The 24,535-nt window shown below is 47.8% G+C and carries 20 protein-coding genes; 15 read left to right on the forward strand and 5 right to left on the reverse strand.

Features of this window, described 5'->3' with window-relative positions; translation table 11 throughout:
* Positions 1 to 745 precede the first annotated feature (745 nt).
* From ACVA6Q_RS01235 to ACVA6Q_RS01270, 8 genes are all read left to right on the forward strand, one after another.
* The gene (locus ACVA6Q_RS01235; RefSeq protein WP_446647152.1) at positions 746 to 1,189 is read left to right on the forward strand and encodes a PTS sugar transporter subunit IIA; all 444 of its coding nucleotides are present in this window, start codon (positions 746 to 748) and stop codon (positions 1,187 to 1,189) included.
* A gap of 13 nt (positions 1,190 to 1,202) precedes the next feature.
* Positions 1,203 to 2,606 (forward strand): PTS mannitol transporter subunit IICB, encoded by a 1,404-nt coding sequence (locus tag ACVA6Q_RS01240; RefSeq protein WP_446646201.1) that lies wholly within the window; start codon positions 1,203 to 1,205, stop codon positions 2,604 to 2,606.
* Positions 2,607 to 2,654: 48 nt separating this feature from the next.
* Positions 2,655 to 3,926, forward strand: coding sequence for a zinc-binding dehydrogenase (locus ACVA6Q_RS01245; RefSeq protein ID WP_112460262.1), 1,272 nt, complete (start codon positions 2,655 to 2,657; stop codon positions 3,924 to 3,926).
* A 58-nt stretch (positions 3,927 to 3,984) separates the two neighbouring features.
* Positions 3,985 to 4,503, forward strand: a complete 519-nt coding sequence (locus ACVA6Q_RS01250; protein WP_112460261.1) for an MltR family transcriptional regulator — start codon at positions 3,985 to 3,987, stop codon at positions 4,501 to 4,503.
* Positions 4,504 to 4,512: 9 nt separating this feature from the next.
* Positions 4,513 to 5,244: a nucleoside/nucleotide kinase family protein gene (locus tag ACVA6Q_RS01255; RefSeq protein WP_446646202.1), complete on the forward strand. Its 732-nt coding sequence runs from the start codon at positions 4,513 to 4,515 to the stop codon at positions 5,242 to 5,244.
* A gap of 19 nt (positions 5,245 to 5,263) precedes the next feature.
* Positions 5,264 to 6,010: a PHP domain-containing protein gene (locus tag ACVA6Q_RS01260; RefSeq protein WP_446646203.1), complete on the forward strand. Its 747-nt coding sequence runs from the start codon at positions 5,264 to 5,266 to the stop codon at positions 6,008 to 6,010.
* Positions 6,011 to 6,025: 15 nt separating this feature from the next.
* The gene (gene tkt / locus ACVA6Q_RS01265) at positions 6,026 to 8,029 is read left to right on the forward strand and encodes a transketolase (protein WP_446646204.1); all 2,004 of its coding nucleotides are present in this window, start codon (positions 6,026 to 6,028) and stop codon (positions 8,027 to 8,029) included.
* 187 nt (positions 8,030 to 8,216) lie between these two features.
* Positions 8,217 to 9,254 (forward strand): NAD(P)H-dependent flavin oxidoreductase, encoded by a 1,038-nt coding sequence (locus tag ACVA6Q_RS01270; protein WP_446646205.1) that lies wholly within the window; start codon positions 8,217 to 8,219, stop codon positions 9,252 to 9,254.
* Here the strand turns inward: ACVA6Q_RS01270 and ACVA6Q_RS01275 are convergent.
* The 4 genes from ACVA6Q_RS01275 to ACVA6Q_RS01290 all read right to left on the reverse strand — a co-directional run bounded on the left by ACVA6Q_RS01275 (position 9,247) and on the right by ACVA6Q_RS01290 (position 13,412).
* Entirely contained in the window at positions 9,247 to 10,014 is a 768-nt protein-coding gene (locus tag ACVA6Q_RS01275; RefSeq protein ID WP_446646206.1) for a transcriptional regulator, read from the reverse strand. The two genes, ACVA6Q_RS01270 and ACVA6Q_RS01275, sit on opposite strands and share 8 nt — an antisense overlap.
* A gap of 46 nt (positions 10,015 to 10,060) precedes the next feature.
* The gene (locus tag ACVA6Q_RS01280) at positions 10,061 to 10,735 is read right to left on the reverse strand and encodes a GntR family transcriptional regulator (protein WP_446646207.1); all 675 of its coding nucleotides are present in this window, start codon (positions 10,733 to 10,735) and stop codon (positions 10,061 to 10,063) included.
* A gap of 137 nt (positions 10,736 to 10,872) precedes the next feature.
* On the reverse strand, positions 10,873 to 12,390 hold the full coding sequence (locus tag ACVA6Q_RS01285; RefSeq protein ID WP_446646208.1) for an aldehyde dehydrogenase (NADP(+)): 1,518 nt from the start codon (positions 12,388 to 12,390) through the stop codon (positions 10,873 to 10,875).
* A 20-nt stretch (positions 12,391 to 12,410) separates the two neighbouring features.
* Entirely contained in the window at positions 12,411 to 13,412 is a 1,002-nt protein-coding gene (locus ACVA6Q_RS01290; protein ID WP_338166991.1) for a 4-hydroxyproline epimerase, read from the reverse strand.
* A 110-nt stretch (positions 13,413 to 13,522) separates the two neighbouring features.
* Here ACVA6Q_RS01290 and ACVA6Q_RS01295 point away from each other — a divergent pair, with 110 nt between their 5' ends.
* The 7 genes from ACVA6Q_RS01295 (at position 13,523) to ACVA6Q_RS01325 (ending at position 21,475) form a co-directional block, all read left to right on the forward strand.
* Complete coding sequence (locus ACVA6Q_RS01295; protein WP_446646209.1) at positions 13,523 to 14,779, forward strand: NAD(P)/FAD-dependent oxidoreductase; 1,257 nt, start codon at positions 13,523 to 13,525, stop codon at positions 14,777 to 14,779.
* A gap of 154 nt (positions 14,780 to 14,933) precedes the next feature.
* A complete protein-coding gene (locus ACVA6Q_RS01300) occupies positions 14,934 to 15,983 on the forward strand; it encodes a polyamine ABC transporter substrate-binding protein (RefSeq protein ID WP_446647153.1) in 1,050 nt (349 codons plus the stop codon).
* 126 nt (positions 15,984 to 16,109) lie between these two features.
* Positions 16,110 to 17,123: an ornithine cyclodeaminase family protein gene (locus ACVA6Q_RS01305; protein WP_446646210.1), complete on the forward strand. Its 1,014-nt coding sequence runs from the start codon at positions 16,110 to 16,112 to the stop codon at positions 17,121 to 17,123.
* A gap of 58 nt (positions 17,124 to 17,181) precedes the next feature.
* Complete coding sequence (locus ACVA6Q_RS01310) at positions 17,182 to 18,096, forward strand: dihydrodipicolinate synthase family protein (RefSeq protein WP_446646211.1); 915 nt, start codon at positions 17,182 to 17,184, stop codon at positions 18,094 to 18,096.
* A 75-nt stretch (positions 18,097 to 18,171) separates the two neighbouring features.
* Positions 18,172 to 19,347, forward strand: a complete 1,176-nt coding sequence (locus tag ACVA6Q_RS01315; RefSeq protein ID WP_446646212.1) for an ABC transporter ATP-binding protein — start codon at positions 18,172 to 18,174, stop codon at positions 19,345 to 19,347.
* Positions 19,344 to 20,624 carry an ABC transporter permease gene (locus ACVA6Q_RS01320; protein WP_446646213.1) on the forward strand — a complete coding sequence of 427 codons (1,281 nt, stop codon included), beginning with the start codon at positions 19,344 to 19,346 and terminating at the stop codon, positions 20,622 to 20,624. Before ACVA6Q_RS01315 ends, ACVA6Q_RS01320 begins: the two co-directional genes overlap by 4 nt.
* Before the next feature lie 2 nt (positions 20,625 to 20,626).
* A complete protein-coding gene (locus tag ACVA6Q_RS01325) occupies positions 20,627 to 21,475 on the forward strand; it encodes an ABC transporter permease (RefSeq protein WP_446646214.1) in 849 nt (282 codons plus the stop codon).
* 139 nt (positions 21,476 to 21,614) lie between these two features.
* Here ACVA6Q_RS01325 and malT read toward each other — a convergent pair whose 3' ends face one another.
* Positions 21,615 to 24,323 (reverse strand): HTH-type transcriptional regulator MalT, encoded by a 2,709-nt coding sequence (gene malT, locus ACVA6Q_RS01330; protein ID WP_446646215.1) that lies wholly within the window; start codon positions 24,321 to 24,323, stop codon positions 21,615 to 21,617.
* Between the last annotated feature and the right edge of the window lie 212 nt (positions 24,324 to 24,535).

Consider the following 24,535-nt stretch of genomic DNA (forward strand, 5'->3'; position numbering starts at 1 on the left):
TCGTTATCACAAGGAAAAGGTATATTGTATAAAATGTGTCCGCAATAAATTGTTAACATGACATTAACAAAGGGTCGATTGTTAGGCTGGTAGGGCTTAGTTTTTGAGACTGGAGGAAGTTCGATAGTTTAAGGGCCTAATTCGGCATGGAATCTGTTTAGTTTGGTTTGTTGTATCCGCGATTCGGATGATGACACTTTAGCGCCAAATAGTCGCTATTTTTGGCGAGTAGATACGCATGAAGGTGGTGTGACAACGCAAGGGACAACATGGCGTTTCACTACAGCAGAATAAAGTGTGCCTATAGGAGGATATAAACCGATGAGAAGGTGCATACGATCGTTGACGTGTGCACCTGAAAGTAACAAACAAAATCAGGTTGTTTAATTAATTTGAGAGCTAGAGCGTATGAGATAGAGCGAGAATAGATAAAGTCCGTATTTTCACAAAGTCTTATGAATCACACTTTTGAAATGGTCAATAGTCCTAATGTGATCTAAGTTGGATTGTTGATTATTTAATATAATTGTCAATTAGTGAGGTTTATCAAGTTATACATATTGACTTGTAACTAAACAAAAATAGCTATGAAAAGTTACAGTTGATAATTGTTACCTAGAGCGATTTTTCGCTATTGACATCTATATTTAAGTGATTGGTGTCACATTTTGTTGTTGATTGCATGCCCTAGAGAAAAGAATCCATAATGAACTCAACGAAACGACATTCATTATGGGGCAAGACAATGCTGTATGACTTAATCGACCATGACCTAGTAGACGTTGTGAAACATGATAACACATCATGGGAACAAGCAGTAAGAACGACCACACAATACCTAGAAGAGAAGGGCTATGTGACGTCGAACTACGCTGATGCCATCATTCAGTCTACGATCGATAACGGTCCTTATTATGTTCTGTGTCCAGGCATTGCGATGCCACATGCTCGTCCTGAAGCCGGTGTACTAAAAACAGGCTTAGGCATCCACATCTTCACTGAACCGGTGGACTTCGGCTCAGACCTTGGCCCAGCTAACGTACTGCTTACCTTAGCTGCCAAGGATTCAGATACCCACATTCAAGTAATCCAATCTTTAAGTGAAATGCTTGTTGACGAGACAAATATAGAGAAGCTCGCGGCAGCAAAATCGAAAACTGAAGTCTTGGATATTATAAAAACCTGCTAATAAGGAATGTAACGTGACTACAAACATGAGAGCGAAAGTGCAATCATTTGGCGGACATCTTACCGCCATGGTTTTGCCCAATATAGGCGCATTTATTGCGTGGGGTTTTATCACTGCCCTGTTTATCCCAACAGGTTGGATGCCAAACGAGGCGTTTGGCAGTATTGTTGGTCCAATGATCACCTACTTGTTACCTCTGTTAATCGGTTATACCGGTGGTCAACTTGTTGGTGACAAGCGTGGTGCGGTAGCGGGTGCGATTGCTACCATGGGTGTCATCGTTGGTGCTGACATTCCTATGTTTGTCGGTGCAATGATCATGGGTCCATTGAGTGCATGGGTTGTGGTGCAAATGGATAAGCGTATCCAACACCGTATTCCATCTGGCTTTGAGATGGTTGTGAACAACTTCTCACTGGGTATTGTAGGTATGCTTTTGTGCCTATTTGCTTACGAGATTGTTGGTCCTGCGGTGACTGCTGCAAACCTATTTGTAAAGTCAGGCATTGAAGCTTTGGTTGCAACAGGCTTCTTACCTCTACTGGCGATTATCAATGAACCAGCAAAAGTACTGTTCCTAAACAATGCCATCGACCAAGGCATTTACTACCCTCTAGGTCTTCAAGCTGCGGCTGAAACGGGTAAATCTATCTTCTTTATGGTGGCGTCTAACCCAGGTCCTGGCCTAGGTATGCTGCTTGCGTATGCGAAATTTGGTGAAGGCTTGTCGAAGCGTTCTGCGCCGAGTGCCATTATCATCCACTTCTTCGGTGGTATCCATGAGCTTTACTTCCCATACGTGTTGATGAAGCCAATCATGATCGTAGCGATGATTGCTGGTGCAGCGACAGGTATCGCAACCTTCAACCTACTTGATGCAGGTCTAGTCGCGGGTCCAAGCCCAGGCTCTATCTTCTCTTACTTGGCACTAACGCCAAAAGGAAGCTTCCTAGCGACTATTGCAGGTGTGACGACAGCAACCATCGTTTCTTTCTTGGTAGCAAGTGCAATTCTGAAAATGTCTAAGAGCACAGAGTCTGAAGAGGACTTCGAGCAATCAGTGACCAATATGAAAGACATGAAAGCAGAAGGCGCTGTTAATACAGCGGCGGCGACTCAAGCTGCAACTGACGGTAAAAACATTAAGTTTGTCGCATTTGCTTGTGATGCAGGTATGGGTTCAAGTGCAATGGGTGCGTCGACCTTCAAGAGAAAGCTCACCCAAGCGGGTTACGATGTTGAAGTGAAGAACTTTGCTATCGAAAAAGTCCCTAACGAAGCAGACATTGTGGTGACTCATGAAAGCCTTGAAAGTCGCGCAGTGAAAGCAACAGGACTACCGGTCATTACCATCAAGAACTTTATCAATGACCCAGCGCTAGATGAGCTGCTGGTGACTATCGAACAACAAGCTTAATAAATACTATTTCAGGGGCGTCTCGGCGCCCCTACGAGGAGAGAGAACATGGTTGAAACAACAGCAGCTGTTATCTGTGGTGAGAAGAACATTCAACTTCGCACTTTTGACCTTCCAGCAATCTCGGCTGATGAATTATTGGTTAAAAACATTTCCAACAGTGTGTGCCTATCAACGTATAAAGCAGCACTTCTAGGTAGTAAACACAAACGTGTACCGGAAGATATCGCGGAAACGCCAGTAATCACTGGTCACGAGTATGCGGGCATCATTGTTGAAGTTGGCGACAACTTAAAAGATAAGTTTAAGCCTGGTGACTCTTTTGTACTTCAACCAGCAATGGGATTACCTTCTGGTTATTCTGCAGGTTACAGCTACGAGACATTTGGCGGCAACGCAACGTATTCGATTATTCCTAAAATTGCTATCGACCTTGGCTGTGTACTTCCATATGAAGGCAGCTACTTTGCTGATGCGTCGCTAGCAGAACCAATGTCGTGCATTATTGGTGCTTATCATGCGAGCTACCACACAACACCTTACGTCTATGAACATGATATGGGCATAAAAGAAGGTGGAGCGCTGGCGCTACTCGCATGTGCGGGTCCAATGGGTATTGGCGCCATCGACTACGCGATCAATGGCCCAGTAAAACCAAAACTGCTGGTGGTTACTGATATAGATGCTGAACGTCTAGCGCGCGCTGAGAGCTTAATTCCAGTAAGCACAGCGGCAGAGAATGGTGTAGAACTTCACTATGTAAATACGGCGAATGTGGAAGACCCGGTTGAGTACCTTAAATCACTGAACGGTGGATTAGGTTACGATGACGTCATGGTCTACGCAGCGGTATCACAAGTATTAGAGCAAGCGGATGAGCTGCTTGGTAACGATGGCTGTCTAAACTTCTTCGCTGGTCCTACAGATAAGAAATTCAAAGTACCGTTTAACTTCTACAACGTTCACTATGAAGCGACGCATATTGTTGGTACCTCAGGAGGCTCTACTGGAGATATGATTGAGTCGCTAGACCTCTCTGCAAAAGGGAAGATAAACCCATCGTTCATGATTACACACGTAGGCGGACTACAAGCAGCCCCGGATACGATTCTAAACCAGCTCGATATACCGGGCGGTAAGAAACTGATCTACCCTCACATCGACTTGCCTTTAACAGCAATCGACCAGTTTAAGACTCTAGAAGACAGTGACCCATTCTTTGGTGAGCTGGATGCGATTTTGAAGCAAAACAACTATGTTTGGAATGCGGAAGCAGAAAAAGCGTTACTGGAGTTTTATGACGTGAGTTTGACGGTTTAGTCGAAGCTTATTTATGTGGTAGCCTCACGGTTACCACATAATCAAAAGGTTAGAAACTTTGTCACGAATTGAAGATTTATTGGAGAAGTTGGATGAGTGCGATAACGCCACCGCCTTTCTTCAAGTTTCAAACAAAATTATAAACCTCAAGTTAAAAGCCATACTTCCATCAGTATTCGTCCAAGACGAGCTAGTGAAGGAGTATGCTGTGGACCCGTTGCTGAAAGAAGATGGGCCTCTCGTGACCACTGATGTGGTGTCAAAGTTAGTATTCGCAATGGGTAAGATTTCGTTGGAAACCTATTCGGATATCGGCCTCTACGACCAAGTGCTGGAGTACGCTTTGTCTAGGCCAGAAAAAGTGTCATTTAGTGATGACATGATTTATGACTTTATTGAGAGCCAAGCCATATTATCTTCGCAACAAGATAGCTTTTATATTGAATCTCTAAAACAACTAAAGTTCTCTTCATTTGAGACGTTTTCACAGATGAGATACGAATCTCTCACCATTACAGTTCTCAAGCTGTCTTGTGAAATGCTTATTCAAAAAATAGAAGAGGAGATCCATCAATAAGGTGTCACTATGAAAGTGAATTTAAACGTTAGCGGCTTTGAAACCCAAGCTGAATTTCCCAATAACGACGTTGAACAAATCCATAAACCTCTAGTTGAAAAATTCTCCAAACTCTACAAAGAAAAACAAGATCGAGTCATTATCTTTCTTGCTGCGCCTCCAGGCAGCGGTAAATCGACACTTGCTGCATTCTGGGAACATCTTTCAGAGCAAGATGATACGTTAGAAACCCTGCAAGTATTGCCATTCGATGGCTTTCACTTTCCCAATGAAATCTTAGACAGCAACACCACGACTCGAAATGGCGAAGAGGTACTACTTCGCTCAATAAAGGGGGCTTATGAAACCTTTAATCTTACCGAGCTAGTCAGAAAATTAAGACAGCTAAAAGAGCCTGCCCCTAAATGGCCATATTATGACCGAAATCTGCATGATCCAGTGGATGATGCACTGACGGTTGATAAGAATATTGTGGTTATTGAAGGCAACTATCTTTTGCTAGATCAACCTGTTTGGAATGGCTTAAAGAATTTTGCTGATTTCACCGTGTTTATTGATACCGATCCCCTGTTCTTACAAGACCGGTTGGTGAATCGTAAAGTTCGTGGTGGTACATCTGAGGAAGATGCCTTGGATTTTTATTACAAGTCAGATGCTATCAATGTCGACAACGTATTGAACAACTCTCAAAAAGCAGACTTGAACCTGTATCTAAACCAAGATGGTTCTTTCAAGATTTAAGCGATAGAGGACGAGAGTCATGAAAATAGTCATTGATACCCATACTCATACTATTGCTAGCGGCCATGCATACAGTACTGTCCTAGAAAACGCGTTAGCAGCAAAAAATAAGGGGCTGGAGCTTCTTTGTATTACGGATCATGCTCCTGAAATGCCAGGCGCCCCCCATTACTGGTATTTCAATAATCAGAGGATTCTGCCCCGATTTCTCCACGATGTCGGCATACTACGCGGCGTAGAAGCCAACATTCTAAACACTAAGGGAGAGATAGATCTTCCTAGCTCTAGTGACCAACATTTAGACTGGGTTATCGCCAGTTTTCATGAGCCAGTTTTCCCGCCATCCACAGAGCAAGCCCATACAGACGCCCTGATTAATGCCATGAATAGTGGTCGAATCGATGTATTGGGTCACACAGGAAATCCTAACTACCCGTTTGATATGCGCAAAGTTTTACAGTGCGCAAAAGACTTAAACATTGTTGTGGAAGTGAACAATACATCACTCACTGGCAAAAGCCGCAAGGGCAGTGACACACGTTGTGATGAGATTGTCCGTCTAGGGAATGAAATTGGTGTGTATTTCACCACGGGCTCTGATGCGCACTTTTGTGAAGAGATTTCAAAACTCGACAAAGCCATCGACCTGCTAACTAAACACCAAGTACCGGAAGAGCGCATTGTGTCGACATCGTCGAGCCGCTTCCTAAATTTCTTGCGCCTACGCGGCAAAGCAACAATCCAAGAATTTGAACATTTATATTAATCTTTGAGCACGATAATGACTGATACAAACAACCGTAAACAACTCGCTAATGCAATCCGCGCGCTAAGCATGGATGGTGTTCAACAAGCTAACTCAGGTCACCCAGGTGCACCAATGGGTATGGCAGATATCGCTGAAGTTCTTTGGCGTTCTCACCTAAATCACAACCCGTCAAACCCAGAGTGGGCTGACCGCGACCGTTTCGTACTATCAAACGGCCACGGCTCAATGCTGATTTACTCTTTGCTTCACCTAAGTGGCTACGAGCTATCAATTGACGATCTTAAAAACTTCCGTCAACTGCACTCGAAAACGCCAGGTCACCCAGAGTACGGCTATGCACCAGGTATCGAGACGACGACTGGCCCACTAGGTCAAGGCATCACTAACGCGGTTGGTATGGCACTGGCTGAGAAATCCCTTGCAGCGCAATTCAACAAAGAAGGTCACGACATCGTTGACCACTTCACTTATGTCTTCATGGGTGATGGCTGTCTGATGGAAGGTATCTCCCACGAAGCGTGTTCGTTAGCGGGTACGTTAGGTCTAGGCAAGCTGATCGCTTTCTGGGATGACAACGGCATCTCTATCGATGGCGAAGTGGAAGGTTGGTTCTCTGATGACACGCCTAAGCGCTTTGAAGCATACGGCTGGCACGTAATCCCAGCAGTAGATGGTCACGATGCTGACGCGATCAATGCAGCGATCGAGGCGGCAAAAGCGGATCCACGTCCAACACTTATCTGTACTAAAACCATCATCGGTTTTGGTTCGCCAAACAAAGCGGGCTCTCACGACTGTCACGGTGCACCTCTAGGTCACGACGAAATTGCAGCAGCACGCGAATTCCTAGGTTGGGAGCACGGTCCATTTGAAATCCCAGCTGATATCAAAGCTGAGTGGGATGCAAACGAAGCAGGCACGGCTAAAGAAGCAGCTTGGAACGAGAAGCTAGCAGCTTATGAAGCGGCTTACCCAGAACTTGCGGCTGAGTTTAAGCGTCGTGTGAACGGTGAGCTTCCTGCTGAATGGGAACAAGCTACAAGTAAGATCATTGCTGATCTTCAAGCGAATCCAGCAAACATTGCATCACGCAAAGCGTCTCAAAACGCGCTAGAAGCGTTTGGTAAGATGCTTCCAGAATTCATGGGCGGCTCTGCTGACCTAGCACCATCAAACCTAACCATGTGGTCTGGTTCTCAGTCGCTAACGGCTGACGATGCGTCTGGCAACTACATCCACTACGGTGTACGTGAATTCGGTATGACGGCGATCATCAATGGTATTGCTCTGCACGGTGGTTTCGTACCGTACGGTGCAACATTCCTAATGTTCATGGAATACGCTCGTAACGCAATGCGCATGGCTGCACTGATGAAAGTGCAAAACATCCAAGTTTACACGCACGACTCTATCGGTCTGGGTGAAGACGGTCCAACGCACCAGCCGGTTGAGCAAATCGCATCACTACGCGTAACGCCAAACATGAGCACATGGCGCCCATGTGACCAAGTTGAGTCTGCGGTTGCTTGGAAATACGCGATTGAGCGTAAAGACGGCCCAACATCGCTTATCTTCTCTCGTCAAAACCTAGCGCAGCAGGATCGTGACGCTGAGCAGCTAGCAAATGTTGCTAAAGGCGGTTACATCCTGAAAGATTGTGAAGGCACGCCTGAGCTGATCCTTATCGCAACCGGTTCTGAAGTTGAACTAGCAACAAACGCTTACGCTGAGCTAACGGCTGAAGGTAAGAAAGTACGCGTAGTGTCTCTTCCTTCAACTGACGTATTTGACGCGCAAGATGAAGCATACCGTGAAGCGGTTCTTCCTGCGGCAGTGACTAAGCGTATCGCGGTTGAAGCGGGTATTGCGGATTACTGGTACAAGTATGTTGGCTTCGGTGGCAAGATCATCGGTATGACGACATTCGGTGAGTCTGCACCAGCAGGCGAGCTATTCAAGATGTTTGGTTTCACAACGGAAAACGTTGTCGCGACAGCGAAATCGTTACTGGTATAGAACTGGGGTCGATTAGGTACGGTATGGAAGATCAGAAGCGCCTTCATGCCGTGCTACTCTCCTGAAATTGAGACTAACCATTTGGCATTATGAATCCATAGTCACACTTTTTTAACATTCTAATTTACACCTTTCTTGTCTTTGCTATTTTCATGCGTGCACCAGTTCATATCTGAAAGGAATCAGCATGCAGGCAACATTGAGTCAAATCCTGGGCATAGAGCTCGATATTATTCAAGCGCCGATGGCGGGAGTTCAAAATTGGGAATTGGCGTTAGCTGTGTCTGAAGCTGGCGGCTTGGGCTCGATTCCTTGCGGCATGTTAACCTCCGAACAAGTTGTCTCTGAAGTTGAAGCCTTCACGGCGCGCAGCAGTAAGCCCTATAATCTCAACTTCTTTTGTCACGACATGCCCCTAATCGATGAAGAGGCACTCGCGACTTGGCAGTCTACTCTGCAAGGCTATTACGACTTGCTTGGTGCAAAACCGCCAAGTGAAATCGGTGGACTGCGTTACCCTTTTGACGTTGGTATAGCAGATGCGATTGAAGCGTTTAAACCTCCGGTAATCAGTTTTCACTTTGGACTTCCTTCACCTGACCTTGTGTCGAGAATTAAGTCTTGGGGCTCGGTGATTCTCTCTTCAGCGACCACCGTTGAAGAAGGTGTTTGGTTGCAAAACAATGGCGCAGATATGGTGATTGCTCAAGGCATTGAGGCCGGTGGTCACCGAGCGATGTTTTTAACCGACGATCTCTCCAGTCAAATGACTACTAATGACTTGGTAAGCGAGCTAAAGCGACACCTGACAGTTCCAATTATCGCCGCTGGTGGAATTGGCTCTAGCACCGACGTTGAACATTTGATGGTGATGGGGTGCAGCGGCGTCCAGATAGGCACAGCGTTTCTACTCTGTGATGAAGCCAAAACCAGTCAAGTACACCGTTCGGCGATTCAATCTGGCGATAGTAGAACAGAAGTCACCAATGTTTTCTCGGGTCGTCCTGCGAGAGGGATTATCAATAAAGTCATGCTTGAACAAGGTTTTATATCACCCAAAACCCCGCCATTTCCGTATGCGTCAATCGCTATGGCACCACTTCGCTCAAAAGCAGAATCGCAGGCGAGTGGTGACTTTAGTCCATTGTGGGTTGGGATGAATATTAAGGGTTGTCGACAAAGCTCTGCCGCCCAAATACTAGAGACGTTTTGGATTTTTAACTAACACCCGCAAACCTCTCTGACACTTCTTTAAGTAGCCCCCCATCTATATTTGGCAAGCCGTCTGAAAACAAGATTTGCTTGCCTGGGGTGAAGCGCATGAGGACGTTGGTTTGCTCTCCTTCTTCGTTGGAGTTGTTGATCGCATTGAGTTCAATCAACTTGGCGTAAAAGTCTTGTTCGAGCTGTTCTTGTTGGGTTTGGGTGAGTCGGATACGTCCGATGCAAAAGCTCGGGGCGATAGGGTGGGAGAGAGAGTCGTCTTGAAAACGTTGTCGAAACAGGGAGTCTAACTCAGAGCCTTCTTCAGTGAGGAAACGGCTGCCTGATTGGTAGATGACGCCGTCTCCATAATCTTCGATATAACCAAGTATCTCAGCGATGCGCAGATAGAAGCGCAGACTAGTGTCATCGAGGTTGTAGGTTTTAGCGATCTCTTCTGGGGCAATGTTACGTGCGGTAAGCATGTAGACAAAGTCGAGTAAGTAAGGGTGTTCAAGAAACAGCTCACTGAGATCGCCGCCAATCATTTGCGCATTTTCATGCTGTATTTGATTGGCGATCTTGGAAAGCTCCACCAGGTCAGTATTGAGATAGTTTACATACATCAAAATTTTGTCGAGACCTAATGTCGGGCTGTGCAAATGACGTTTGATAGTGGACAGTGGGATACCTGTCTTTTCGGACAGCGCACTGTACCCCAGTCTCTCGTCTTTGAGTTTTTTGCGGATCGCCGCAAGTATAAATCGAGGTCCTATATGCATCCTTGCTTACCTCCCAAGCGATTTTAATGCTAGTTGCCTGCAGTCATTAAGCGGGCGTATTTTGCCTCTCAAGCAGCAGATCGCGAATGGCGTTTCCCGCTTCGACTATGTGCTTTTTGAGCAAATATTTTGCGCCGTCGACGTCTTTGTTTCGGCACATATCGAACAGTGCTAAGTGTTCATCTTCTGCTTTTTTAATGCCGGTTGTGAATAGAAGTTGCAAGCGAATATAGCGATCGCATTTGGTGTTGAGATTGCTGATCACATCCATGGTTTCCGGCATGTTAGCTGGACTATAAAGCGCTTTGTGGAACTCAAAGTTGTAGTTGCTCCACTCTTCGATTTCATCACCGCTATTGACCACACTTTCAAAACGTTCGCGTACTTGTTGAGCGCGGGCTAGATCGTCTTCTGTCATGTTTTGGATGGCGCGTTCAAGGATGTGGCATTCAATGACGGCACGTAGTTCAAACAGTTCATCGATTTTATCCGGTGAAAGCTCTGTCACTGTGGCGCCTTTATGCGCCTCAAAGCTAACCAGCCCTTGAGCCTCTAACTGAACTAAAGCTTCACGCACGGGAATGCGGCTGACGTTGAACTCTTTGGCTAAGGCGTCTTGTCTGAGGGGTTGTCCAGTTTGCAGTTCACCTTTGAGGATTTGCGTGCGAATGGCCTCTTCTACCAATTGAGTACGGGTTTTAAAAACGGGCTTTTGTGACATCCAAGTCTCCAAGAAAAAGATATTTTATCCAATATACACTGAGTGTAGCGAATTTGGCGATGGTTCCGACTAGATTGCCATTATTATGAGAAGCACGAGGCAACAAAGGCACCCATTGGTGCCTTTTTGAACAGTCATTAACCTAGCGCGTCAAGGTTTTGCGGCACCGACAATGGGTTGCCTGATTTTAACGCATCAGGTGACAGGGCATCGGGGAGTGCTTGATAGGCAACAGGTCTTAGCCAGCGTTCGATGGCGCTTGCACCGACCGAGGTCGAGGCTGCGCTGGTCGAAGCCGGGTAAGGGCCACCATGAACCATGGCGTAACTCACCTCAACTCCCGTCGGCCAGCCGTTAAAGACGACTCTACCAGCTATCTCTTCGAGCCTAGCCAGTAGCTGTTTCGCCGCAGGGTAGTCAGCTTCTTGGGTGTGGAGTGTTGCGGTTAATGAGCCCGTTAGCGTTTCACTGATAGAGAGCATGTCATCAACGCCTTTGCACATCACTACCATAGATTGTGGGCCGAAAATTTCCTCTTCCCATTGCGGGTTGGCACGCCATGCGTCGCTGTCGGTAACAAACAGCGCACTTGTGACCTTAGTAAAATCTTGGTCTTGGGTGGTGCACATCAATCCCGCTTCACTTGCTCGCTGTTTACTTTGCTCACAGTAGCTATTGCGGATGCTAGGTGTAAGCAAGGTGTGTGGTGCGTGGGTGAGAAGCTGAGCTTGAGTCGACTCAATAAACGCGCTGGCATTGCCACTATCGACAACAAATACTACACCAGGCTTAGTACAAAACTGCCCGCTACCTAATGTCATCGACTGAACATACTGCTCAGCAAGTTTCTGTGGATCATCTAGCGCTGAAGGCAGAATAAAGGTTGGGTTGATGGCGCCAAGCTCACCATAAAACGGAATAGGGACGGCGCGCTGCTGAGCAAGATCAAACAGAGCACGACCGCCCGAGACAGAGCCAGTGAATCCAACGGCTTGAATCCTTGGATGGGTCACTAACGATGTACCAAGTTCGCGTTGATTACCTTGTAATAATGTGAAGATGGCTTGAGGAAGCTTGCATTCGGCGAGCGCTTGCTCGATACATTGAGCGACGAGCGCGCTAGTTCCAGGGTGTGCGCTGTGACCCTTAACAATCACTGGGCATCCTGCGGCAAGTGCCGATGCGGTATCGCCGCCAGCCGCTGAGAACGCCAACGGAAAGTTAGACGCTCCGAAGACGGCAACCGAACCAATAGCAATGTGCTGTTTGCGAATGTCAGGTTTTGCCAGAGGCGTTCTCGCTGGGTTTGGCGTATCCAGCGTTGCCCGTGACCAAGCACCTTGTTTCAGGACATCGGAAAATAAGCGCAACTGATTGGCGGTGCGGCCTATCTCGCCGTTTAGCCTAACTAAAGGCAGCGCCGTTTCTAGGTGCGCACGCTCGGCAATGACACTGGCGTTTTGTTCTAGTTTGGCGGCGATCGTGTCGAGAAGCTGCGCTCGCTTATCGGCACTCAGTTGGCGAAATGAGCGAGCTACCTCATGGGCACTTTCACAGGCGACATCCACATCCTGCTTACCATGAACGGGAAAGTCATCCGCTAGTGGCTCACCAGTGAAGGCATTAATGGCTTGAAATGTAGGGGGCTTGAGCATGGTGGTCGTTTCCTTTGTTGTTATTTGACTTCAAATCCGTAAGCGTATGGGTCGTTGTCATCGACCCAAATTGTGTTGTGTCCGTAAACCTGTGCCCATCCTTCGATGCTCGGTAGAATCGCGGGGCGGCCATTGACGGTGGTCTCTGATTCAATTCGGCCATGAAACAGACTGCCGATGATGCTTTCATGGATAAAATCATCACCGGGTTTGAGTAGTCCCTTGGCATGCCACTGTGCCATGCGCGCACTGGTGCCCGTGCCGCAAGGTGAGCGATCTAGGGCTTTATCGCCATAGAACACAGCATTCTTAGCAGTAGCATTTGGCTGGGTTGGGGTACCCGTCCAAAGGACATGGGAAACCCCTTTCACGGTTGGGTCGTCGGGGTGCACGCATTCCACCGCTTCAGACACCGCTTGGCGAACCTTGGGGCTGAGCATCAAAATCTCGTCAGGAGAGTAATGTTCGAGTCCTGGGTAATTCTCTTGTGGATCGACGATCACGTAGTAGTTGCCGCCGTATGAGACGTCGACGCTGATCTCTCCCATACCTTCCACGTAAACTTTCACATCTCGATGAGCAAGGTAGGCAGGTACGTTATAGATCTTAACGGAGGTGACTTTGTCTTCTTGCATCTGATAGTCGATGCGAATTTGCCCAGCGGGTACATCGAGGATCAACTTACCCGGCTGTTTTGGATGGATCAGTTTGTTCTCAATGGCAGAAGTAACGGTGCCAATGGTGCCGTGGCCACACATGGGCAAACAGCCACTGGTTTCGATAAACAGAATTGAGGCATCGGCATTATCACTGCATGGTGGTAGCACGACTGAACCCGACATCATGGAATGGCCGCGCGGCTCGAACATCAACGCCTGACGAATCCAATCTAGGTTTTCCATAAAGTACTGGCGTTTTTCGCTCATTGTGGAGCCTTGTAAGGGGGGAACACCGCCAGCGACGAGTCGCACCGGATTGCCACAAGTATGGGCATCAATACAGAAAAACGTGCCTTGTCTCATTTTCAGATCCTCTGATAAGAAATTGGTTGAATTACACTCTAGCAATGTTACTTTGATGTTAAATATATTTTATACAATTTATTTTATGAAGTGTGACACGGAGCAAGATCATGACCGCTAAACAAGGATCAACTCAACAGAATGTCGCCGTGATCGGCGCGGGCGTTATCGGTATCACATCGGCGCTTAAATTGCAGCAACTCGGTTTCAATGTGACGATTTTTGATCCTCAAGGCACCGCGCAAGGATGCTCTAAGGGCAACGCGGGGCACATTGCAACAGAGCAAGTTTTTCCCCTTGCTTCGCCCAGCACAATCAAACAAATCCCCAGTATGTTGTTTTCGCCGCAAAGCCCATTATCCATCCGTTGGCGAGATGTGTTGAGCACTTTTCCATGGATGGTTCGCTTTCTTTTTAGTGCCAGAAAACGGTCATTTGATGCATCGACGCGCGCCCTAACTGAGCTTAATCAGCATTCATTACCGAGCTGGGAAACACTGCTTAGTTCTATTAACGAAGAGGGGTTAATCAAGGTCGATGGCTCTCTGCTCGTGTTCGAAAGTGAAACTCTGTTTGAGTCATATCAAGAGACGCTTAATGCCCTAAATCAAGCGGGTGTTGAATACCAAATTTGGGATCAACTTCGTCTGCGAAGAAAGCTACCTAAGCTCGGTTTGCAGGTTCGTTATGGGATCTTTTTTCCTAACACTGGACATACCATAGAGCCTTATGAGCTCTGCGTTTCGCTCAATCAACGCTTTCAAGATCTTGGCGGTAAATTTATTGAAAAGGGCGTGTTGTCACTTACTAAGCAAGGCGAAGTCATCACTGAAAATTGTGCTCAACATTTTGATCGTATCGTGCTCGCGGCGGGCCTTCATTCTGCGCCTCTGGTGGCGTCGTTGACGGGCATCAAAGTGCCTATTCAAGCCGAACGTGGCTACCATGTCATGGTAAAGAAATTCGACCATGAATTACCCATGGCCGTAAGCAGTGCCGACCGAAAATTCATCATGACCCCCATGAAGCACGGCCTTCGATTAGCAGGCACTGTCGAGTATGGTTCGCCTTCCGCTCCCTTTAACCATAAACGTACCGAGCTGTTGATAAAGCAGGGTGACATTATGCTGCAAGATGGGATTGATCGTCGCGCAGTTGGCGATCGCTGGATGGGGGAGCGACCATCAACTAGTGATTCGTTGCCAGTGATCGATACGATCTGCGATGACAAGATCGTGTTGGCTTTTGGGCACCAGCACCTTGGACTTACGCAGGCAGCGATCACGGCGGATTTGGTCAGTCAATTGATCACCAATCAGCAAACTTCGATAAATGTGGCGCCATTCACACTACGCCGATTTAGCTAAAAAATTTTAATATTTAATATTGTATAAAATATACTTCGTTATTATGTTAATTAAAGGTTAACAAAAACGGGCGTCCAAAGCCGTACCAAGATGCCTTTCGGAACAAGACAAAAAGGAGAACAAAATGTCTAAATTTCACTTGGTGCCAACCAGCATGATGCTGACTGCCGTGAGTGCATCATTGGCGTTCAATGCTGTCGCTGAGGATAAATTGACGGTGGTTTCTTGGGGTGGCGCATTCACCAAAAGCCAGGTAGAGGCGTATCACAAGCCGTTTATCGCTAGCACTGGAACCACCATAGTGTCGGAAGACTTTAGTGGTGGCCTTGCTGAAATCAAAGCGCAGGTAGAAGCCAATAATGTTCGCTGGGATCTGGTCTCTTTGGACAAGCCCGATATCGTGCGTGGCTGTGCTGAGGGACTGCTAGAACCGTTTGATCCGAGCATGCTCCCTAAAGGTGAAGATGGAACACCTGCCGAGAAAGATTTTATTGATGGTGCTATCCATGAATGTGCGGTGAATACGATAGTCGTATCGACCATTCTAGCGGTTAACCAAGATGCATTTAAAGGCAAAGCCATGCCGAGCAAGTTGGTTGACCTGTTTGATTTGGAAAACTTCCCAGGTCGCCGCGCCCTACAAAAACAGCCACAGGGCAACTTAGAGTGGGCACTGCTTGCTGACGGCGTCGAACCGGGAGAAGTCTACGAGTTGTTGGAAACTGAAGAAGGCCGTGCTCGCGCATTTGCCAAACTAGATACCATCAAAGAGCAAGTTCTTTGGTGGACGACGGGTGCTCAACCGCCACAAATGTTGGCTGACAAAGAGGTGGTGATAGCTTCTGCGTTTAACGGTCGCATTCACAACGCAGCGAAAGACGAAGGTCAGCCATTCAAGATTATTTGGGATCGCCAAATTGGTTATATGAACGGCTGGGCAATTCCAAAAGGCAGCAAGAACAAACAAAAAGCGCTCGATTTTATTGTGTTCTCATCTGGCACCACACCATTAGCGGAGCAAGCTAAGTATGTGGCCTACGGCCCTACTCGTAAGTCCTCGTCGGCCAAAGTCGCACCAGACATTCTAGCAAGCTTGCCAACTGCACCAGGTAATTTTGATACCGCATTCTTGATCAACGATGAATGGTGGTCTGATTACGCTGACGAGTTAAATGAAGAGTTCAATACTTGGCTGTTGAATTAGCTAAGAGTTTGAATCGACAAACCTAAAAGGTGCACGGCTCAACACTGGTGAAGTTCGCTCCCCCAATCTATATGCGATAACAGTGTTGGTGCCTTTCTTAGTGAGAGTGTCTTCAATGGAGGATGAATGAAAACAATTGAATCACCGCGTATTAGCCAAAGTTTGACGATGACATCGCTTATTGCGGCGATGCGTCAAACTTATGCCAAACCGGCAAATGTGCCTCAGCGCCAAGTATTGCCACTGGCTGCGGATAGTCATGATGCCTTGGCATTACTGCCTGCGTGGAATGATGAGTTGATCGCGGTTAAGACATTTACTTACTTTCCGGGCAATGGTGAGCAAGGGAAAGATGTGTTGGCATCTCGACTGTTAGCGTTTAGTCGCAGTGATGGTGCACCTCTCGCTTCCATGGATGCCAAAGTACTTACTTATTGGCGCACCGCAGCCGCATCGGCGCTTGCAGCGGACTACTTAGCGCGTAAAGAGTCAAAGACTTTGCTGATCTGCGGCACGGGTCGATTAGCGCCTTATTTTGCTTGGGCTTACGCAGCGATTCGCCCTATTGAACGCGTCATTGTTTGGGGTAGAGATGCCGCGAAAGCCGCGAATGCGGCAGAGCGTATTGTTCATGGTGATGAATACCAGCGCTTACCAAGCGAGCGCCAGTTCTCAGTGTCGATAGTCACGGATATAGAGCAAGGTATTCAGGCGGCAGACATCATCAGCTGTGTAACGGGCTCTCTCGAACCATTGATATTGGGCGAGCAGGTAAAGCCGGGGACACATGTTGACTTGGTAGGTAATCATCATCGTCAGCACCGAGAATGTGACAGCGAATTGGTGCTGCGATCGCGGGTATATGTCGATAGCCGCATCAATGTTCTAGCCGAGGCTGGAGAGTTACTGATCCCAATTGCTGAGCAAATCTTCTCGCCAGAGCAGATAGTGGCGGATTTACCGCAGCTTTGCAGTGCTGAACTAAGCCAAAAAACAAGCCAAAAAACAAGCCAAAGCACAGATTTGGGACGAACCGATCCCGATTCAATAACTCTGTATAAATCTGTCGGTAGCGCCCTCGCTGATCTCGTGGCAGCGCAGGTGGTACTGACGAACTTAGCCCAAGTGGAATTGGGATAGTGAAGAGCTTTTTGCTCATTTTTAAAATTGCATACAATATACAAACGGAAGGATTTCAATGAACGTAGATTGGAAAGGTGTTTACCCAGCGGTCAGTACTCAGTTTAGACGCGACTTAACGATTGACCTGGATGCGACTCAAACTGTCATCGACAACCAAATCAACGACGGTGTTAACGGCATTATTTGTCTTGGTACGGTGGGGGAGAACTGCGCCCTTTACCCAGAGGAAAAGCGCCAAGTGTTGCAAGCCGCCCAAGAAGTCGTTAATGGCCGAGTGCCACTTATTGCCGGCACCGCAGAGTCAATTACAGCCGCATCGATTGATTACATGCAAGATGCGAAAGCCATTGGTGTTGACGGTTGTATGGTCATGCCAGCCATGGTTTATCGTACGTCAGACACTGAGACGTATGAATACTACCGCACGCTCGCGGAAGCAACACCTGAGATGCCGATGATGATTTACAACAACCCAGTCTCTTATGGTGTGGATGTGAATCTGGACATCATGGAAAAGCTGGCAAAGTTCGACAATATCGTTGCAATCAAAGAGTCGACCACGGACACGCGCCGCATTACTGAGCTTTATAACAAGTTCGATCAGCGCTTTACCATATTTGGTGGTGTGGATGATATTGCCCTCGAGTCGTTAATGCTCGGTGCTACGGGCTGGATTTCTGGCCTAACCAATGCGTTCCCAGCGGAGTCAGTCGCTATCTATAAGCTGGCGAGCCAAGGCCGTTATGCCGAAGCGCTCGAAATCTATCGCTGGTTCTTGCCACTTCTTAAACTCGATACGATTCCGACCTTAGTCCAATGCATCAAGCTAGCTGAACAAGTTTGCGGTCGTGGTTCGGAGCAGGTGCGTCCACCACGTCAATTGCTACAAGGCGCTGAGCGTGCAGAGGTGATTCAGCTTGTTGAAGCCGCTATAGCAACTCGTCCCGATCTGAGTAAGTACCAGCTTTAGTTATGGCGCAAAGAACTAATAGCACAGAGCGCTCATCACGGGCGCTCTTAACTTAACCTAATCAAGGCAGAGACTATGAAAACGAATCGAACGGATTATGTGAGTTTTCAGCATGTAAAGAAAACCTACGATGGAAAAACCTTGGTCGTGAAGGACTTTAACCTCGACATTGCCCCAGGTGAGTTTGTCACCATGTTAGGGCCATCTGGCTCAGGAAAAACGACTTGCTTGATGATGCTCGCGGGATTTGAAACAGCGACGCATGGTGAAATCTTTATTGATGGTACACCGGTGAACCATCTTGCTCCGCATAAACGCGAGATCGGCATGGTATTTCAAAACTATGCCCTGTTTCCACACATGACCATCGCCGAGAACTTGGCGTTTCCATTGAAAGTGCGCAATATGAGCGCGCGAGAAATCGCTGAGCGAGTTGAGAACATCTTGTCTATGGTGGAGCTTTCTCATGTGGCGAATCGCTATCCCAAGCAACTATCTGGTGGTCAGCAGCAGCGCGTCGCCTTGGCTAGGGCTTTGGTGTTTGAGCCTAAGCTGGTTCTGATGGACGAGCCATTAGGCGCTCTTGATAAACAGCTCCGTGAAACTATGCAGATGGAAATCAAACACTTGCATGAAAAACTGGGCATCACCATTTTGTATGTCACGCATGACCAAGATGAGGCACTGACGATGTCCGATCGCATCGCGGTGTTTAACGATGGGCAAGTGCAACAGCTAGCCTCACCAAACGAGCTATACGAATCGCCAAGCAATGCGTTTGTGGCTCAGTTCATTGGCGAAAATAATCAAATAGTCGGCCAAGTGCAGTCGCTAGAAGATCAGTATTGTCAGGTAGTAGTCGGCTCGTACCAAGTTCAGGCAAAGTCGGTGCAAGTGGCCAATGAACGTTCGCTCACCACATTATCGATAAGGCCGGAAAAGATCGTCATTAATCCTCAAGGGCCGGAGCTGCAAAATCGGTTTGTCGGTCGAGTGAATGAAATGATCTATCATGGTGATCACTTCCGCTTGATTATTGAAGTATCAGGTTTTGCCAAGTTGGTGGTTAAAGTTCCTAATGACTCTGGGCAAGGCTTGGTGGTGCGGGTGGGGGAGCAGGTCGAGATAGGTTGGCGAAAACAGGATTGTCATGCCTTAGATTTTCATGAGCCGGATTCTCAGGCGCAGAATCGCTCTGGGCTAGGCCATAAGACTACTCGTGATGGGGCAAAAGTGGAGGAAGCGTTATGAGTCGCGAGCTTTCATCCTTGGAGTCGGTGACCGAGCTGGAAAAGCAGCTCTCCAATCACACGCCTGATCTCGCCCAGCAACTGGCAAAAGCAGAAAGACGTAAGCAGATACGCTCTCTTTTTCTTACCCTCCCTTTGGTTTGCTTTATCTTGCTGTCCTTTGCGTTTCCCATCGGCGAGATGCTCTATCGCAGCATCGATAACTCTTTGGTGGTGGAGTCGCTGCCTGATACCACGGTTGAAATTGCTTCTTGGGATATTCAATCAGTGCCGAGTGAGCGTCTTGTTCATACGTTTAGTGAGGAGCTCACTGCGCTTTATCTCTCCAAGCAGCTGCCAAAAGTCGCCAATCGCTTTAATATCGAAATTTCGGGCATGCGTAGCTTACTTATGAAAACGGGTCGCAAGCTGGCGAAACTGGACGGAAAGTTAGTCACCTATGAGCAGCTTGTCGCTATCGATAAACGCTGGCAGAAGCCTAAATACTGGGCTGCGATTAAGAATTTGAACTCCGCCTATACCTCTCACTTCTATCTTGCCGCATTGGACTTGAAGGTGGATGAAAACGGCGAAATCACCGAGCAATCTGCGTCGAGACAAATCTATCTAGGCCTGTTTTACAAAACCTTATGGATGTCGTTGGTGATCACTTTGGCTTGTTTGGCGCTTGCTTATCCGTTGGCTTACCTATTGGCCAACTTGCCTGACAAACATGCAAACTTGCTGTTAATTGTGGTGTTGTTACCGTTTTGGACATCACTTCTGGTCAGGACAACGTCGTGGATTGTTTTGCTGCAAAATCAGGGGGTAGTCAATGATCTTCTGATATGGAGTGGGCTGTCCAGCGAGCGATTAGCGCTTATTCACAACACCTTTGGCACCGTGGTGTCCATGGTGCATATTTTATTGCCATTTATGATCTTACCGCTCTACAGCGTGATGAAGGGCATTAGCCCGACTTACTTTAGAGCCGCGCGCTCATTAGGCGCACCGCCTCGAGTCGCCTTTACCAAAGTCTATATGCCACTGACGCTACCTGGCGTTGGTGCGGGCTGCTTGCTGACCTTCATTCTTTCCATTGGTTTTTACATTACGCCAGCGTTAGTAGGTGGGCGCAGCGGGCAAATGATTTCTAACATGATCGCTTATCACATGCAGACGTCTCTCAACTGGGGCATGGCGGCGGCACTCGGTGGTTTGCTGCTGCTCTTGGTGCTTGGGCTGTTTTACCTGTTCAACCGCTTGGTGGGCATTAACAACATTCGAGTAGGAGGATAGGCATGGTTTTACCAACTTACGCATCGCGAACTGAGCAGGTGGGGTATTGGGCTTACCTTGGCTTTTGTACCTTGGTGCTGTTATTTCTCATTGCCCCCATTTTGATTATTGTCCCACTCTCATTTAATGCGACGCCCTATTTCACCTTCACTGAGGGGATGTTGAATCTAGAGCCAGAAGCGTACTCGCTACGCTGGTATCAAGAGATGATAGAAAACCAGCAATGGCGTCAAGCCTTGCAAAATAGCACCTTTATCGCTCTGATGGCGGCCATTTTGGCCACGTTACTGGGAACTCTGGCAGCACTGGGTTTATCCAACGAGAAAGTACCGTTTCGTAATGCGATATTGGCGCTACTGATTTCACCGATGATAGTGCCTGTGATCATTTCGGCCGCGGCAATGTACTTCTTCTACACCCGATTTGGGCTTGCGCAGACTATGCCTGGGATAATACTGGCGCACGCTGCGTTGGGTACGCCGTTTGTGGTGATTACGGTCAGCGCGACATTGAGCGGCTTCGACCATAGCTTAACCAAAGCGGCGGCAAGTCTAGGCGCTAATCCGGTGTACACTTTTCGCGCCGTGACGTTTCCGCTGATCCGGCCGGGGATGATTTCTGGTGGGCTGTTTGCGTTTGGCACCTCGTTTGATGAGGTGGTTGTGGCATTGTTTATCACTGGCGCCGAGCAGCGCACGGTGCCGAGGCAGATGTGGTCTGGTATTCGCGAGCAAATTAGCCCGACCATATTAGCGGTGGCATCGCTACTAATTCTGATGTCGGTACTGCTATTGGTGACGCTAGAGTATCTACGGCGCCGCAATATGAGGATTCGCGGAATCGAGGAATAATTCGGGTATTAGGCTGCCGTCCAGAGTGTTTGCTTCATGCAAAGCCATTGACCCAAGTGCTCCTTCCTGTGAGCGCTCTTTTAAAGCAAAAAGCCCGAGCAATGATGCTCGGGCTTTGTTTAATGGAAGATAGGGAAGATTAGTAACCCATCAACTGCAACAAGTTCTCGGCGGTGCTGATCGCCTCTTTACGGTTAGCAATGTTGAGCTTTTGGTACAGGTTACGAATGTGGGTTTTAATCGTTGTGCCTGCAACATCCAACTCTTGAGCAATTTGCTCGTTGCTGAATCCAGAGTAAATCAATCCAAGAACCTGCCACTCACGCTGGGTCAGAGGGCTAGTACGTACTAACTCAGGGATATTAGGGTGGTTGACCAGCTTCTCGACAAACTCTTCGTTAAAGTGCACTGAGCGGCTACGCTGAGTGGTGTTGATGTCTTTCATTAGCAGTTGAGCGCGGTGACGCTCAAGATCACCAAGATCGGACTTCGACACTAGGTTAGCCAGCAAGTGCCCAATAGTTGCGCCATCAATCAGGAAGTTGCCAATCATGCCTGTTTGGTTAGTCAGTACTAACGCTTCTTTCAGAAGTTGTTTGGCCTGGTCTTCATTCTTGCTGTGCACATTGAGGATCGCTTCGACAATCAGGTTACGATTGCGATCGGTCACTAACTGATGCTTGCTCGCTTCTTGCTCTAGGAAGTTCAGCGTGCTTTGCGCTTGCTCATACTGTCCCAACTGGATCTGCGCACGGGCAATATTACGCCACTGCAACTGAGAGAAGTGATTGCATGCTTCGTCTGGACGAGTAGCGGTTTCTAGCCACTGTTCAATTGATTCCATGTCGTTTCTTGCTTGCCAGTACAGCAGTAGTGACAATGAAGCATTCGCCGTCCAATCAACGTGATAGGTAGATTGTTTGATGAGGTGTTGAATTTGCTCAATCACCTTCGAGGCTTTGTCTAGCTCACCACGACCGATAGCAATACGAGCAATCATGGAGTAGCTGTGCAGATGTTTACTTGGGTCGATGTTACCCAGTACGTCGATGCCTTTGTAAGCGCACTCTTCGGCCTCATCAAGGCGATTCCAACACCAAAGCACTTGTGCACGAACGCGCAATAGAAACTCGTGCAGTGGGACTTGGTGCAGTTGCTGCTCTTCAATGAGTTTAAAGGCGCTTTCTTGGATCTCGAACGCGGCTTGTACATAACCTTGAGCGATCAAGATTTCACTTTGTTGTAGCTGTGCCCACAAGGCTTGATGATACACGTGATATTGACGCGCCAGCTTTTCAGTCTGCTGCATCATCGACAGTGCGCGGCTGAGATTACCAATCACGTGGTTCACCTCACCAACGACTGAGGTAGCGACAATACGACTGCGATATTCCGAATGGTCGAGCTCGCTCAGTGCGAGTTCAGCTAGCTCGATGGCTTGGTCTGGTGAGTTTTGGTTGATTGCCACCTGAGCACGAAGCGCGTGGAATTCGCCTTCTTCTTTTTTGCTCAAATTGACTTTGCGCGCGGCCATTTCTTCACCAGCTTTGGCAATCAGCTCGCCCACTTCATTGTATCGGTGTTGGCTCTGTGCCAACCAAGCTTGCAATACACATAGCTTCGGCTGACTGTAAAGCTGATCAGCACTTAACACACCAATGGCATCTTCCAGGGTGGTTAATTCGCCGTGGTTAAACATCTTCCAGCCAAACTCCAGCAAGATACTCGCCACCAAATCTGCGTTGTTAGCAAGGCGCGCGTGGCGTAGTGCTTGGTGAGGGACTTTCTGTTCTAGCCAAGCGTTAGCCGCGGCTAGGTGCAAGTCGTTCTCTTGCTGTGGAATTCGTGCTTTACGTTCGTGCGATAAGAACTCAGCAAATAAGTTATGGAACCTAAACCAGTTGTTCTCTCCCTCTAATGGATAGATGAACAGACCAAAGCGGTTGAGTGACTCGATCATACTGAGTGCGTCGTCACGTTTGGTCAGTGCGGTGACTAAGTTGTCATTGAAGTGATCAAGCACCGAGCACTGCATTAAGAAATGACGGGTTTCTTTATCAAGTAGATCAAACACTTCTTCAACAAGGTAGTCCCAAAGGTGTGCGTGATTGAACTGAGAGATAGTCTCTACCGATTGGGCCAGTGTGCGCTTTTGATGTTGTGCTTGAAGGGCGAAAAGCTGCAGTGCCGATGGCCAGCCTTCCACATAGGTGCGAAGCGTATTCGCGGTTTCGTTATCGATCTCACTGGCAAGGCGCTGGCTAAAGAAACGCGTGGTTTCTTCAGTATCGAAGGCAAGCAACTCGTTACCAATTTCAATCATGAGATCGCGAACGCGCAGGTTCGCTGTACCCAGTGGTGGGTTACCTCGGCTGGTGACGACCAAAGTAATGTTGTCTGGCATGTGCTTTAGGAAAAAGCGCATTGCTTCATGGATGTCTTCGTCGCTGATGAGGTGGTAGTCATCCAGAACGATATAACACTCATGGTGGTAGCTGGTTAGTTCAGCGAACACCTCGCTAAACAGGGAATGCAAAGAAGAAAACTGTCGGCGCTCTGCCAACTTTTGCGCATTTGGGCAACTGTTGCTGGTGGCTTTGTTGATGGCTTGCAGCAGGTAGTTGACGAAGCGAAATGGGTCATTATCACTTTCATCAATGCTGTACCAACCTACATGAGGTTTGTCCGAGAGCCATTGAGCGGCCATGGTGGTTTTGCCGTAACCGGCTGGCGAGCGAAATAATACCAGTTTATAGAAAGGCGCCTGTGCAAGCAGGTCTAAAACTCGAGGACGAACAATGGCATTGTGTAAGCGGCCAGGTCGAGTCAACTTTGAAGGAATCCACATGAGTTATTTCCTACGATTATTATTTTCAATGCCCTTGGGGTGGAGGGCGTGTTTACCACAGCTTTGTTGAGCCAGCTCGAAGATATAAAACAGTAGGTTATACAGTTTTTGATCAAGCGCTCGGTTTTGATTATTGTGTGGTCAATCCCTCGACTACGCCTCGGATTTGTGATCTCTGTCACTATATCCTTGATGTGGTAGGGGAGATTGGT

The sequence above is a fragment of the Vibrio sp. DNB22_10_4 genome (genome assembly GCF_052879755.1).

Excerpts from the sequence above, each read along its gene's own strand:
- ACVA6Q_RS01235 (WP_446647152.1), top strand. The coding sequence starts at position 746 with ATGCTGTATGACTTAATCGACCATGACCTAGTAGACGTTGTGAAACAT.
- ACVA6Q_RS01280 (WP_446646207.1), bottom strand. The coding sequence starts at position 10,735 with ATGTCACAAAAGCCCGTTTTTAAAACCCGTACTCAATTGGTAGAAGAG.
- ACVA6Q_RS01245 (WP_112460262.1), top strand. The coding sequence starts at position 2,655 with ATGGTTGAAACAACAGCAGCTGTTATCTGTGGTGAGAAGAACATTCAA.
- ACVA6Q_RS01325 (WP_446646214.1), top strand. The coding sequence starts at position 20,627 with ATGGTTTTACCAACTTACGCATCGCGAACTGAGCAGGTGGGGTATTGG.
- ACVA6Q_RS01295 (WP_446646209.1), top strand. The coding sequence starts at position 13,523 with ATGACCGCTAAACAAGGATCAACTCAACAGAATGTCGCCGTGATCGGC.
- ACVA6Q_RS01300 (WP_446647153.1), top strand. The coding sequence starts at position 14,934 with ATGATGCTGACTGCCGTGAGTGCATCATTGGCGTTCAATGCTGTCGCT.
- ACVA6Q_RS01275 (WP_446646206.1), bottom strand. The coding sequence starts at position 10,014 with ATGCATATAGGACCTCGATTTATACTTGCGGCGATCCGCAAAAAACTC.
- ACVA6Q_RS01290 (WP_338166991.1), bottom strand. The coding sequence starts at position 13,412 with ATGAGACAAGGCACGTTTTTCTGTATTGATGCCCATACTTGTGGCAAT.
- ACVA6Q_RS01285 (WP_446646208.1), bottom strand. The coding sequence starts at position 12,390 with ATGCTCAAGCCCCCTACATTTCAAGCCATTAATGCCTTCACTGGTGAG.
- ACVA6Q_RS01260 (WP_446646203.1), top strand. The coding sequence starts at position 5,264 with ATGAAAATAGTCATTGATACCCATACTCATACTATTGCTAGCGGCCAT.
- ACVA6Q_RS01310 (WP_446646211.1), top strand. The coding sequence starts at position 17,182 with ATGAACGTAGATTGGAAAGGTGTTTACCCAGCGGTCAGTACTCAGTTT.
- ACVA6Q_RS01305 (WP_446646210.1), top strand. The coding sequence starts at position 16,110 with ATGAAAACAATTGAATCACCGCGTATTAGCCAAAGTTTGACGATGACA.
- ACVA6Q_RS01315 (WP_446646212.1), top strand. The coding sequence starts at position 18,172 with ATGAAAACGAATCGAACGGATTATGTGAGTTTTCAGCATGTAAAGAAA.
- malT (WP_446646215.1), bottom strand. The coding sequence starts at position 24,323 with ATGTGGATTCCTTCAAAGTTGACTCGACCTGGCCGCTTACACAATGCC.
- tkt (WP_446646204.1), top strand. The coding sequence starts at position 6,026 with ATGACTGATACAAACAACCGTAAACAACTCGCTAATGCAATCCGCGCG.
- ACVA6Q_RS01270 (WP_446646205.1), top strand. The coding sequence starts at position 8,217 with ATGCAGGCAACATTGAGTCAAATCCTGGGCATAGAGCTCGATATTATT.
- ACVA6Q_RS01320 (WP_446646213.1), top strand. The coding sequence starts at position 19,344 with ATGAGTCGCGAGCTTTCATCCTTGGAGTCGGTGACCGAGCTGGAAAAG.
- ACVA6Q_RS01255 (WP_446646202.1), top strand. The coding sequence starts at position 4,513 with ATGAAAGTGAATTTAAACGTTAGCGGCTTTGAAACCCAAGCTGAATTT.